Here is a 13580-nt window from a genome sequence, read left to right as displayed (position 1 = left end):
AAATACTATTTTACTTTCCTTTCAACACATTTTTGAGTCCGACGACATTGAGAACAACGATTTCTTTCTCACGAACGAAAATAAGATTTGAATGTTCTAAATCGTTAAGTGTACGGATAAGTGAACTCTTTTGCACACCAAACCTATCGGCAAGTTGCTTTCTTGACAACCTCAATGGTACGATATTAGCGTGTGAAGCCTCAACATTATGGAGCAGAAACGAGGCTATTTTCTCTTTGATGGAAGCCATATAAATCATCCGAATCTTATTCATCAGGAAACAATTGATATTGGAAAGGATATCCAAAAAATTGAATAAGACAAGACTATTGGTGTTAATCAGCTGCGAAAAATCAGCTTTCGGCATACAAAAAAGCGTACTCTCTTCAACTGCTCTGACTTCAACAGGCAGCTGGTTATGGTCAGAAAGTATGAAGGCCGGAGCCAACATAAATCCTGGTTTGAGGTAGTCTACCATCAAAGACTTGCTGCGCGACGACCCCATTCTTGCCGAAACCTTTCCTTCAAGCACCAATATCATCTCGTGAAGTGGTTGATGTTCTGCCATGAACAGCGTCTTTGCAGGCACCTTTTGAAGGCTATAATGCAGTGATTTCAATTGTTCTTCAATGGCATTTGCAGTTAAACCCGAGAAGAGTGCAGTGGTTTCGAGTTTTGAGTAGAGCGTTTCTTCCATGTAAATGATAACCTTTCGCCTACAAAAGTACACACTTTCTCAAAACTATGGCATACCTATTTTTATGTATTTTATAGCATTTCTGAACTTCAAAAAGCAAAAAATGGAGCAGAAACTCACGCTTCCGCCCCAATAATGAATCTTAACTCAGTGGCTTAAAACCTATTAAGAACAAGCCATCGGATATCTCTGCCAACAGCGAAAGCTCATCGTCGGTGAGTTTATTTATGCGTACATGCGTCATGGATAGAGGTCCAAGAGGAATCTTTGTATTAATGGTTAGCTCTTGATGGCTAAGGCTCCACGAGCCATTATTATCGGTAAAGTTCAGTGGAGAGGTTACTTTGAAGACAAACTTACCATGATTTTCAAACTTAAACTGCTTTTGTGCAACCCCTATAAACATATCCAAACGCAGGTTTCCCTTATGTTTAATGAGCATGCGTGAAGTGTAAACAACCGAATTCCAGGTGTGTTTCATCAGCAAATTCTCTATCTGTTGCTGTGTGAGAGTTTGCTTTGCAGCCGGAATAGTGAGGGTTTGAATCAGTTTGTTTTGGTCATTTTCTTTCACCATTACCTTCAAATGCTGTTCAAATCCCACCAATTGATCGGCATCAAACTGCCAGTTTCCCTGTGCATCGGTAAGGCCTTTGGTGAGCATCTGCCCCCGATCGTCAGCATAAACCAACAGCACTTCGCTCTTTGCGGGTAGGTTTTTAACGCTGATAATAGCCGATTTCGTTTCTTCTTTCACCTTTACTTGTGCCTCAGGATTACCCTTTTCATTGGGCGTATCCTCACTCTTTGAGCACGAAAACATCATCATTGTTCCCATCATCAGACAGAGAACAGCGAATAGATTACTACATATCTTTTTCATTTTACAATTTATTTTAGAGTTAAAACCATATTCATTTCACTAATCATTCGGTACACTATACGTCCCGTTTCCATCATTTTCAACCCACGAAGGCAGGTTTTCAATCATTGTTTCATTACTAATATCCGACAACTTAAAGGCATAATCGTTTTCAAACTGACTCTTATGCTGTCGCTTAAAGTCACTCTTCTTGAGATTCTTTGGCAGTATCAGTTTCTTAATTGCCCTCTCTCCTGTACGTGAATCATCGACATAAAGGGATTTCAAATGCGTGCAACGACTCAAATCTAAGACCTCACTTTGAGCATTACTCAACTTGAGTTGTCTCAGTGTTGCAGGGAAAACGAAGCGCTTAAGCATAGGCAAATCCACATCATTCCGCGTTAAACTGCCTATATAAATATCGGCTTTGGTGAATTTTAAGCTTGAAAAGTCAAGCTCTTTTAAGTCACCAAATACCTGAGAAGGAAACAAATAAATCGAATCTATGGCTGTAGATAGCTTCATATTTGCCGAAATAAACTTTCCGTTTGAATAGATTTTAAGCTTTGAAAGGTGGCTATAGTCAAACGAATCTCCGTCTTTATAGGGCACATTTCCAGAGCCACCGATATACAATCCCTCTATATTCTTCGGCAAATCCTTAGTAGCTATGGGGCTGAAATCAGGGTTATAAGATAAACGTTTGAGTCGATTGAGCCTTGAAAGTCCAACGAGTTCCACGCTTTGTTGTGGCACATCGCCGCGCGAAATATAGCCACCGATAGTCAAAGTATCTATATTTTCATTCAAGATTATCTTCTTTAGTGTGCGCTGTTCCATTGAAGTTTCCACCACATAAAGCTTATGTAACGACGAGTTTGCTACGTTTATAAGCTTAAACGGCTTATTATTGTCGGCATTAGTCTCAATAGATAAGCGCTGAATTGCCTTGTTATTGATAATCAATTTGTCATCGGCTGCGTCCGAATTCTCTATATCTATGTTCCTTACATGAATGTTATTGAGGCTCGCATTGGTATAAATGCCGTGCTTCAATGACAGTAACCGCATGGTGTTTGGAGTCACTTTGAGATTCGAAATGTCTACACCATCGAACAGAAGTGAATCTAACTTATCATTCTTTGATAGGTCATAACCCGCCATATCAATAGGTTTGAAAGCCTTAGAAGTAAACCACCACTCATATTTCTCTTTGTCGGCAGTGAGCGAAAAGACTCTAAGTTGCTTGAGTTTATCAAGATCTTTCACCTTAGAAACAAAGCAAGAAGGGAACGAAAGCGTTTCCAATGCAGGATAATTCCCTAAGCCCCACAGCGTTGTTTCTTGGTTTGTGCCCTTCAATTCGAGGTAATCATAAAACGAAGTCAACGCTTTTAACTGGCTCGGGGCTATCTCGTCTTTGTTCATTACCTTTAGAAACAGCGTGTCACCTGACGCTAAGATATAGCCACATCCTTGCGTTAGAGCCTCTTGATGATACTTATTATATAAGAGCCAAAACCGCTTTTGCGCCTCCTCTTCAGCGAGTTTAGGCACTAATTTCTTTGCTTCTTCAAAACGATAAGTCTTCAAATACGACTCAATTCGCTCCTTTAGGTATTGTTGATACTCTTTAGAGTTCTCGTTTAAGTCAATATCTTGCGTGATGATGTTCAGCAAATCGCCCTTCTCACACGATGAAATTGTAGCCACAAATAATAGGGACAATAACGTATATAGATACTTTTTCATTTTCAATATGCCTTTCATTATCTTAATTTAATTTACTAACCGCGTCCTTAACTCCTACAAATTTAGAGACATCGGGCATTGAAGTCTTCAACATAAACACGTAGTGTGTCTCCTCAGGTGACGTGATTCGATACCAGTTTCCTTTGTCGGTATGCTTTATAACCTCAAAGATATAGTAGAAATGTCGCCATAAATACACTCCCTTATCAGGCGTTTTAGAAGGCCAGAAGACGGCCTGTGTCTTGTCAGTGATAAGGTTAAACATCGTTTCTCCAAAGCTTGTATAAGGCAATTCGTCTGTTTCTACGATGAGACGGCTACCATCTATTCTCCAATTTGCCGTCACAACAGGATATTTTTCCTCTTCAATCTCACTCCAATTCTTTTGATACAAGTCTTTCATTAGCGTTGGAGATTGAATAAAAGCCTTATGATTCTCAGCGAAAGAGAACTTCAAACCAAAGAAGAAAGCAGGCGTTTTAGTCAGCAAATCGTCTATATACAGCGTGCGCATAGATAGTTCCGACTTATCATCTACCTCGTCTTTATTCTCTGCTTTATAGCCTATGGTCTCCCAAGAAGTGTTGAGAAAGTCGCTCTCTGCAAGCTTATCGTGTTGCACTTTCATTGTAGAGAACCAATCTTGACTTGTAGATTTGCCGATACCGGGATAGTCTTTATCAGGTTCATCACCATAAATCGAAGTGCTATTATAAAAGTCTAACATCAAGATTCGGTCGCCAAAGTCCAATGAAGCGGTAAGAATGCTGACATTATCTTTAGCTTCTATATTCTTCACTTTAAGCTTAATATTAGTATATCCCACTGGAATCTTCGTGTCGATGATAACAGTATTCTTCTCGGTTTCAGACACTTTCCACTTCCCTTGGCAAAAGATGTAAGTGCTTTCTCCAAAGGGTGGGCGGAACAATAGCGTGGAAGTGCCGTCCCGATGAAGTTCCATTCCTATCCAAGCCATAGAATAAAGCATGCTCTCAAAAGGCGAAGAAGCTTTATCTTTGAACTTAGTGGTGGTCCAAACTGTTCTGTTTTCTAAGCTACCTCCCTTATACCAACTGACATTTGTCAGCTTTTGTATGACAGGATTACTTAGGTCTGGCGTACTGTTTGTTTCATATACGTCAATCGTATTGCGCTGATCACAAGCCGAAAAGAGTAGGGTTGCGAGCAGACTGACAATGATTAATGTTCTTTTCATATCTGTTTTATTTCGTTTAAAGTTTGTATTCAAGAGCTATAGAGATATATCTCTTAGGACGAGTAAACCTGCTCAATGACTTCTTTCCATCCTGAAAGAAGTAGTTTATGTTTGAAAGCAGTGCGGGATTTGTTAGTTGTCGCAAGTCATCCCAACGTAGATACTCATTGTTTAACAGGTTATATATGCCTGCCCTTAGCGTGAGATTGCGTGTCAGTTTGTAATATCCGTAGACATCAAATGTATAAGCATTGCTCATGAATGAAGCCGGATAACGGCGTATAAGCTCTTTTCCTGCGGCGTCTTTATCCCAGAAAGTAGTTTGAGATACAGGCTTTGCAAAGAACAAATTGGCTTTAACATTGGCCTGCCAACACCCATTTGGCGATGTATATTCAATGCCGACGTTTCCCGTTAAAGGCTGAATGCCAAGCATACTCATTCCCGATGACGACTCTCCTTCGGCATAACTAAAGGCCGATGAAAGCATAAAGCCTTGTAATCTGTCTATCCACTCACCGGGATATACCTGTAAGGCGGCATCAAATCCCATCAAATGGGCCGACGACTGATTGACATTCTTGGCATAAGAAATGCTTTTTGACCGCTGCATTAAAGGCTCTTCAATCGTCAATGTGCCTTGTTTCAGCTCTATAAAGTCTGAATATTGGTTATAATACAGGCTCAACAAATAGCCAAAACCTTTGCCCCGACCATTTAATTCGACTTCATGATTGAAAGATTTCTCGGCTTTTAAGCCCCTGTTTGATAACACAACAAACGATGGCCAAAGGCTATAGAACTGGAAATACTTCTCTTCTGTGTTCGGAACTCGAAAGCCTGTAGAGAACCGATAGGATGTGTTCAGCAGCGGATGGAAGGCATAAGACACCGACGTTAAAAACGAAAAGCCTGATTCTTTGTCGTGAATGGGGTCGAAATTCATAGCTGCTCCCTGCATGTTTTGCAAGAGATAGCGAATATATCCCATATTTTGTTCGCCCTCGTCTGCCTTGTCTTTCGTCAAGAAATAGTCGTATCTCACGCCCAATTTCATTGTTAACTTCTTGCCAAACGCTATATCATCCATCAAAGAAAGCCCGCAATTGAATCGTGTTATGGGGTTTAAGAACGAATAAGTTTGGGCAAACACCCCCATGGCTTCACCGTATTTATAAACCTTTCCCATTCTAACCGTGTATCCAGTGACTGGATCTGAGGCCAAAGGAGCTTCAATATCCACGTTTCTTGCATCGCTGTTACGCTGCATTATCAATGTAGAGAGGTTGAAAATATGGCTTCCTAAGTTGCCCAAATCAAAGCGTTTGCTGTCTATATTCAATTGAATGAGCTTGTCTTTTGTAGCTTGTCCGCGATACTTCGTGTGCTTTCCCTCGTAGATGAGGGTCATATCACTGTTCACAAGGTCGAAGTTTGGACGATAAAAGTCGGTCCATGTGGTGGCATCCAAATAGGAATTTTGCAGATGAGCCTTTGCCATCAGCTTACGAACAAAGCCTTTTTCGTTCAGGTATCGATAGGAAAACGAGAGTGAACGACAAAGCGATTGGTCATGAGAATAGTAATAAGGTTTCCCATCGGCAGTGAAAGCATCTATCGGTTCGAGGGTCCAGATATCGGCATTTGTCTTGCGATTCATCGCATAAAACGACAAAACAAACTTATGATTGTCGCTCGGCGCATAGGAAAGTTTACCTAACCATGTATTCTGATGAAAGTCCATAGGGTCTATTTGCGTAGAAGTGATGTTGCGGGTATACTTTCCATGCGAGAAGTTTCTAAGCTCATTGCCATCCCGACGCGCACCCATCAGCAGCACATCAAAATGATTCCAACGCGCAGCCCCACCCAAAAGATAGGTTCGTAGGTTCTCTTTCCCGTTATAATTAATTGTCGACAACACGCCCCATGACTTGCCTTCACCAATCAAATCGCGTGCTTCCTTCGTCGAATAGTTAACAGTTCCGCCCAAGGCTCCAGTCCCACTGACAAACGAATTGGCTCCTTTCTGAATCTCAACTGACGTTGCAAAGTAGGGATCAAAGTCTATTCTTGAGGCATTAGAAAGGCCATATGAGCTAAAGACTATATTGTCTTGAATCTCTGGTTGCAGTATACCATCAATGCTGATTGCCACTCTATTGGCCTCAACTCCACGGATAGCAAAGCCTCGCATGCCTCCTCTTGAACCCGAAACCGACACTCCTACCGACGGAATATAACGCACTAAGTCGTTCATATCGACAGGCATCTCCACCCGAAGTTGCTCGGCTGTGCGTTTGATTTCGCCCACATTCTTATTGTGTTTGTCGGCCGTCACAACGACTTCCTTTATCTGTTGCGTCTTCGTTGTGTCCAATCGTGTTTGTTGTGCATGACCTTTAATCACGCCAACCAACAACAATAATGGTATCAACCTATATAGTTTATGGTTCATTTTCATTAATTTATCAGCGTGAGTTCGGTCTTAAACGGAAGAAATTCATAGGTTCTCCCCCCTCGTTTTATCTTCTCTCCCACATTGAAAGTGGCATTATCAGAGGCAAACTGAAGGCGAACCAAGGTCAGAAGATATTGCTTTTTCGAGGTCTCTACCACTTTCTTATTGGGTAGAACCACCTCTTTTCCATCGGTCATTGACAGCTTAAACGTCAACGAAAGTTGGTCGTTGCCCATCTGAACGAATTGTTCGGGCACATTCTTAAATGTGAGTTCATTCTCCGAAGCCTTGTATTCATAAATCAATCCACGCAAGGGAAGATTGCGAAAACTGTTTTTTCCGCCTTCAATGATAGGCAAAGTGAACTGAGGTTTAGAGAAGTTTGCCACCTCATTATTGAGGTCAAACCACAAATAAGACTTGTTTTCATTGATAATAAAGATGCGAGAGAGCAGCCGATCATTGTCTGCATTGAGCGCAATGGATTTGCTATGCTTAAACTCATCGTTACTATCAAACTCACGATTGATGCAACTTGCAAAAACCGTTAGCATGAAAACACACAACGATAGCATTGATTTTACTGCGTGATTCATAGCGAATTACTCGATAAAGTGAATGACTTGAAAGCCGCATCATAACTATATTCCATTTCATTGTCATTCTTTGTGGTGATAAACTGATTGACCATGGTGTACAGCCCCACACGATTCATCGTGAGTATCAATTCATTTCCCTCAACCTTATAATCGTATTCATAGTACCAAGCATGTGCAACATTGCCCCGACCTGTATTGAAATCGGCGTTGTCTATCATCGGAACATAAAAGAATAGCTTATGATTGTATGTATAGCATTCTATCTTTTTATCTCCCATTAACGCTGGAGTCCAGTCGCCGGCTGCATCAAAACTCTCTGAACCTTCTATGATAACAGGGGCCAAGAAGAAACGTTTTGCCGTGATGGTATTGTCGTTATTGAAATGAAAATCAAAGCTAAAGTCTTTCAATTTCTTGAAAATATCCGAAAAAAGGTCGGCAGAATTGAACTGATAGGGGTCGAAATCTATCTTCCATTTCCATTGTTTTCCCAACAACTCGTTAGGAATTGGGCCTAAACTTCTTTCTTTCTTCGTCAATGTTTCATTGATTAGACGTTCTATATCGGCCACTTTCGTCTCCAAATATTCATACTTTTTGCCCTTTCTTGCACGATAAGGCAGTTCTTGAAGCACGCTCTTGCAGTTGAGCAACACCCTGTTTTTCTGAATAAATCCGTCGAAGATTGTGCCCTTGTTAAGCTCAGTTTCCAACGTGTTTTGTATTCTTCTCAACCGAATAGTCATTTCAATCATCGACTTATCGACACGAATATCCTGGTCGGTCAGCAGGTTTTTATCGTTTGAAACCAAATCATTGAGTTCAAATTCTCTTAGCTTTTTCTCCGTCTCATCAGGGTTTTCAAAACCTTCATAGAAGAGTTTGTCGAAGCGATCAGCCAATTCTTGTTTAGCCACCAATCCTCTTTCAGTCTCGTTTAACTCTGTCTTTGTACAACCACTCACAAGAAAACACAGTGCCAAAAGCATGCCTCCACATACAGCAGTGATGCTTTTCACTCCATTATATTTGTTTAAGTTCATTCTTTTTTGATAATAATTATTGATTTATTATTAGGATGTCACGAGACAAAGGCTTATGTCTCGTGACAGGATTTATAACGATTAATTGTTACTGTCAATAATAATCTTCACAGGAAGTATCATTGGTGAAAGAACAAGATATAGTCTTCCATTTTTTAAAGTGCCTTCCGCCTGCGCCTTATCTGTTTCGAAACCATTCAGGTTTGGAGGCAGAATACCCTCTGGAAGCTTACTCATGTCGATGGGTTTTCCATCTTTTGGCTTTGCCTTAAACGTGCCTTTCTCTGATTTAAAGCTTACACTTCCATCCTTGTTTGAAGTAACATTCAGAATCATGTCAACCGAAACTTCAAATGGCATGAATTGATTCTCACTGAGTTTTCCGTTAGGTTCAAACATTCTTCCATTGAAGTTTTCGAAGTGAAAGCGTACTTGTTTCTTGTTGTTTGTGGTTTCTAACTTCACCGTATGAGTGCCTTGTGCCATCTTTTGGTTTTGAATTGTCGGCGTGATTGTCACACTATAGGAGTCAACTACTTTGCTTATAGGCACTGAACCGTCTGTATCTTCATCACTCTTATTGCATGATGTTGTCATGAATGCCACCAAAATGAGCATTGCAACCATGCTCATCATCTGTTGAAATTGCTTTATTTTCATCTTATTCTAAATTTAATTTATCAATTACTAATGTTAACTTATCTCCTTTTTTATGGCTTTGTGCCCTGCCATTGCATCTTCATGGCGATGGGTAACATAAGGTCTATCAACGCCGAAACCTCCTTTTTAGAACGCAGATAGTAGCCCTCGAGCTCGGCATCATCGCTTTCTGGCAGTTCTAAACCAATCTGTTTACCCTCATCCGAAGTGCGAACAATGCCGTCACGTCCCTGCAAACGAATCGTGTCGCCTTGGGTTTCGGTGAGCAATACATCCATTTCGACGCTGATATATAACGGCATAAAGTTCGTGTGGAACTTGTGAATGCTGACATGTAACGACCCATTTGCATTGACACTACACTGCACTTGGTGCTTGCCGGTAGTGAAATAGAGCAATGGTTCCTTGCGTGCGGCATCATAATATATCATCGACAGTCGCGAATTAAAGTCACCTTGTATGGCTTCGGCTAACAAACGAGTGCCTAAATCCTTATCCACATAGTCTTTCTTATTGGGTAAGAGTTTGTCGCCCTGACGCAAATCATCTGATAAAAACGATTCTTTCTCACATGACATCAAGCCCAATGCCAAGCAAAAACAAAGCATTTTCAGCCATAATTGCAGCCTCGATGCCACCTTAAAACAATGTTTTCTTTTCTTCATTGATTTGCTTTTATATCCCTATCGCTTGCGTGCCACAATGCAAATCGCATTGATGTGGTGGGCATGTTTACGGAAGATGCTGCGCATTTCCAATACTCTCTTGCGGGCAACAGGGTTTTTCAACATTCTAAACACAATGCAAATGAAATTCCAAAGGCCTTCATCGGCAATCACACGCCTACGTTCTAACAGATGCATGGGCTTGCTTTCAATGAATGAAATGTCAAATCCATTGTCCTCTAACAACTGCTTCCAGTCGGCAACGGTAAGCGGACGGACATTGGTTTTGATGCCTTTTGCAAGATCACTCTCTATCTCTCGGCGCACCTCTTGTGGCGTATCATCAGGAAAGATGCCTATTTCGTGGATGCCATATAAGCCTCCCGGGCGCAACAAGCGTGCTGCTTCGCCGATGATGGCTTGCTTTTGTTGTTTACTTTGCATGGTAAGCATGGCCTCACCATATACCTTTGATGCGCTCTTATCAGGCAAACCTGTCTCTGAAGCATTGCCAATGACAATATTTATCGTGTCATCCTGCACGTTATCTCTAACGCGTTGCGCCGCTTCGGCATTGAGTTCAACCGCTGTATAGCTATGAGGATGGCGGGAAAGTGCCAGCTTTGCCGTGTAGCCGAGACCCGGAGCAAACTCTACAACGTCGTCATCGGGCGTGATATTCATGGCATTAAGCATTGCCTGTGTTAAGGCTTTACCTCCTGGGCGCAATACTTTCTTTCCGAGTTTTGCCAATACCCAGTGCCCTTGTTCCATGTTCATGCGTTTTTCTACCATAGTCTTTTCGTTTTTATTATTGTTATTATTCATGATGATTTTATGTTTATTGTAAATTGATTTCTTTCTACCAACGCCATGTAAGGCCTGCATAGACACTGCGAACAGGGCCGGGAATGAAGAAGGTTAGCTGGTGGGCAGTGAAGTTGGGGAATGGAATGGCCGGCTGATGTATCTCATCACTGACGATATAACTTGATGCATAACGTCGATTAGCGATGTTCTTCATCTCGGCATATACATTGATATGCTTGCCCAACTGATAGCCCAGGCGGGCATTCCACACATGATAGGCAGGCTGAAACATGGTGTTTGTGTGGTCAATCGGCGTCTTTCCGGGTTTAAGTTCCAATGCAACCGAACCATTAAGTCCTGAAGAATGGCGATAGTCTAACGAGGCATTGACGTAATGTTTGGGTATACCTGCAAGATATTTTCCATCATATTTTCCACCTTTGAAGATGAATCGACTGTAATCATAGACTGCACCGAGCGTGAAAGTACCAATGTTTCGACCAAAGAAATGAGGCTTACTTGCTGCCTGAATGCCTATTTCCAAGCCCTGATGCAAGGTGTGTGGATAGTTCTCCGTACGCTTTAGACCCCGCACATAGTCTTTAACTTCAAGGATTTCATGGTTTACCCACGAGTGATAATAAGCCACATTCCACGACAATTGGCATAAACGTCCCTTACTTCCTACCTCAAAAGTCGTGGCCGTTTGTTTCTCCAAACCGATAGAAAAGAGTTTTTTCGGACTCGTATTGATATTTGAAGTCACCTCCGTTCCCACGAGTTCATCGAAGGTTGGAGGCTCATAGCTGCGACTGATATTGGCAAAGAGTTGGATGTCTTTATGCTTTACAGCGTTGAAAACCATACCCATGCGCGGATTGAAAGCTGCATATTGGCGGTGCTGTGAACTGTTGTTGGAATAGAAATAGCGGTATTTGCCCGACATATGACTATACCATGGGCGCAAAGAAGGGTCGGAAAAGACGTCTCGACTGTTGCGTTTGTTGAGCACACCATGCACATCTAAGACCACGTGTAGACGGTCTTTAAGGGCATAGTCGACTTCAACGAAGGTCGTAAGATTGGCAGCTTGCAGTCTGTCATGGGCGAACATAAACGATGCTTTGCCGTCTTTGTTGATATGAGTGCGCCGATCTATCCAGCCCCATGAACCCAAAAGTCCTGATGAAAGCTGTATCCTCGCATGCGCATAATTATAAAACAAGGTCATGCCTACATCATTATTATAAGAATGAGGGATTGAAATGGTGATGGGAAATGCAAACCAATCGTTGGCATATTGATAGTAAACAGCAGCTGAAAGATTGCTCGTGTTGCTGAGATGAATACCTGTTTGATTGGCAATGCGCACCATATCTACGCTGCGATAGGGTTTATCGCGAAGAATGTTTGGCCCCATCGAGAAGGGAAGGTCTACGCCGGCACTCACCTGTTTGGGGTCTTTCATCAGCTGATCGAGCGTCAGTGGACCCGGCATTTCAAAGAAAAGATGAGTGAAATGCATAAAGGTTCTATTCTCAAGAGTTTTATTTTTATTCCTCCATCCTATGTTGAGTGAAGCCGTTAAGCGTCTGTTCTGATTGTAAATGCGGTAGCCATCCTGCCGATTATAGGTTGAAGCAGCAAACACATCCCAGGCTCCCATGTGGCGACCTGTAGTAAAAGTGAGGCCAAAACTGCCATAAGAACCTCCTTCAAGCTTTATGCTTGTTGTGGTATCACTAAGGGCTGTGCGACTCACAAAGTTCAAAGCGCCACCCAAGGTGCCTGCACCAAAGCGCAAAGCATTGGCTCCTTTGAACACCTCTATATATTGGGCAGTCATCGCATCCATAATACCTACGACGTAAGAACCGTCAGAAAAGTTAACAGGTATGCCGTCTTGAAGCAGGTAAACGCCACGCCGTTGTGGATTGCTTTGAATGCCAGAGCCTCGTATGTTGAGCCTCGGCTGGTCGTTACCACCAAACATATCCTGGATGATTACACCGGGTTGAAGGCGCAAAGCGTCTTTCATTGTTGCGAGATGCTGGTTATCGGCTTTGATTTCTACAAGTGAAGTGCTGCCCGCAATGCGGCGTTGACTCGACAACGCCTGTAGCATGGTGGGCGAGGTAAGGCTGTAATTGGGCATGACCGATACCACTTTCAATTGAATAACGGTATCTTTCAAGTTAGCTTTTCTCTGTGCTTGAACAGTGGAGAAAGCGCTTGCGAGGCATAACAAGGCAAAAAATGTTTTGCGAAAGTCCAAGAGTTAAAGATAATTATCAGAGATTCAACGACCTCATCAATGTTAACATTCGATTGAGTTACAAAGTTAAAGCAATGTTAAATGAATGGAAGTAACAAATGCGACCGATGAATATAAATACTCATTAGTAATGATTAAGCAAATAGCTACCCCAAGAACTTACTGCAAAGCGAGTTACGCTGTTTCGCTCAACCTATGTTTATGTTAAACAACATCATTAAAGGAAGCCTATGCCTGCCCTGACTACACATGAAAGTATAGGTTTAATGACTTAACCTTCACGATTTCTTTCGCACACACCTGAATTGCCATTGCCTCGCCTACGCATGCGTTTTATTGCTCACTGCCCATTTGCTTATAACCTGCTGAGAATGAAACGCTTACTCCGTTTATCCACCATTGTTTCAACATCTGCGTCAAATCGGGTCGCAATCAGAATCAAATGAGGCCGTGAAATCATGTGAATGGCGCAGTAATTTGCTGCAAACCATAAACACGATGAGTAGCCAACAGCCTTTGGGTAAAGACGAGTGA

The 13580-nt window shown here is 42.0% G+C and carries 11 protein-coding genes; all 11 read right to left on the bottom strand.

Going from position 1 to position 13580, the window contains the following annotated elements; all coding sequences use genetic code 11:
* Positions 1-10 precede the first annotated feature (10 nt).
* The 11 genes from HMPREF9145_RS07980 to HMPREF9145_RS07930 all read right to left on the bottom strand — a co-directional run bounded on the left by HMPREF9145_RS07980 (position 11) and on the right by HMPREF9145_RS07930 (position 13019).
* On the bottom strand, positions 11-697 hold the full coding sequence (locus HMPREF9145_RS07980) for a Crp/Fnr family transcriptional regulator (RefSeq protein WP_021825807.1): 687 nt from the start codon (positions 695-697) through the stop codon (positions 11-13).
* 142 nt (positions 698-839) lie between these two features.
* Positions 840-1580: a hypothetical protein gene (locus tag HMPREF9145_RS07975; protein ID WP_021825898.1), complete on the bottom strand. Its 741-nt coding sequence runs from the start codon at positions 1578-1580 to the stop codon at positions 840-842.
* Between the two features lie 39 nt (positions 1581-1619).
* Positions 1620-3314, bottom strand: coding sequence for a hypothetical protein (locus HMPREF9145_RS07970; protein ID WP_036907148.1), 1695 nt, complete (start codon positions 3312-3314; stop codon positions 1620-1622).
* A gap of 22 nt (positions 3315-3336) precedes the next feature.
* Positions 3337-4533 carry a hypothetical protein gene (locus HMPREF9145_RS07965; protein ID WP_021825990.1) on the bottom strand — a complete coding sequence of 399 codons (1197 nt, stop codon included), beginning with the start codon at positions 4531-4533 and terminating at the stop codon, positions 3337-3339.
* 16 nt (positions 4534-4549) lie between these two features.
* Positions 4550-6991 (bottom strand): TonB-dependent hemoglobin/transferrin/lactoferrin family receptor, encoded by a 2442-nt coding sequence (locus HMPREF9145_RS07960; RefSeq protein WP_231369775.1) that lies wholly within the window; start codon positions 6989-6991, stop codon positions 4550-4552.
* A gap of 5 nt (positions 6992-6996) precedes the next feature.
* Entirely contained in the window at positions 6997-7590 is a 594-nt protein-coding gene (locus HMPREF9145_RS07955; protein WP_007134969.1) for a hypothetical protein, read from the bottom strand.
* On the bottom strand, positions 7587-8636 hold the full coding sequence (locus tag HMPREF9145_RS07950; RefSeq protein ID WP_021826006.1) for a hypothetical protein: 1050 nt from the start codon (positions 8634-8636) through the stop codon (positions 7587-7589). Before HMPREF9145_RS07950 ends, HMPREF9145_RS07955 begins: the two co-directional genes overlap by 4 nt.
* Before the next feature lie 81 nt (positions 8637-8717).
* Positions 8718-9296 (bottom strand): hypothetical protein, encoded by a 579-nt coding sequence (locus tag HMPREF9145_RS07945; protein WP_036907081.1) that lies wholly within the window; start codon positions 9294-9296, stop codon positions 8718-8720.
* Between the two features lie 50 nt (positions 9297-9346).
* Positions 9347-9961, bottom strand: coding sequence for a hypothetical protein (locus HMPREF9145_RS07940; protein ID WP_021825881.1), 615 nt, complete (start codon positions 9959-9961; stop codon positions 9347-9349).
* A gap of 18 nt (positions 9962-9979) precedes the next feature.
* Entirely contained in the window at positions 9980-10756 is a 777-nt protein-coding gene (locus HMPREF9145_RS07935; protein WP_036907144.1) for a class I SAM-dependent methyltransferase, read from the bottom strand.
* A gap of 67 nt (positions 10757-10823) precedes the next feature.
* The gene (locus HMPREF9145_RS07930; protein ID WP_196809754.1) at positions 10824-13019 is read right to left on the bottom strand and encodes a TonB-dependent receptor family protein; all 2196 of its coding nucleotides are present in this window, start codon (positions 13017-13019) and stop codon (positions 10824-10826) included.
* Positions 13020-13580 lie beyond the last annotated feature (561 nt).

The sequence above is a fragment of the Segatella salivae F0493 genome, from assembly GCF_000477535.1.
GTDB classification, from domain to species: Bacteria; Bacteroidota; Bacteroidia; order Bacteroidales; family Bacteroidaceae; genus Prevotella; species Prevotella salivae.
Note: the sequence above shows the minus strand (reverse complement) of the source record. Positions and strands in the feature narration are given on the sequence as shown.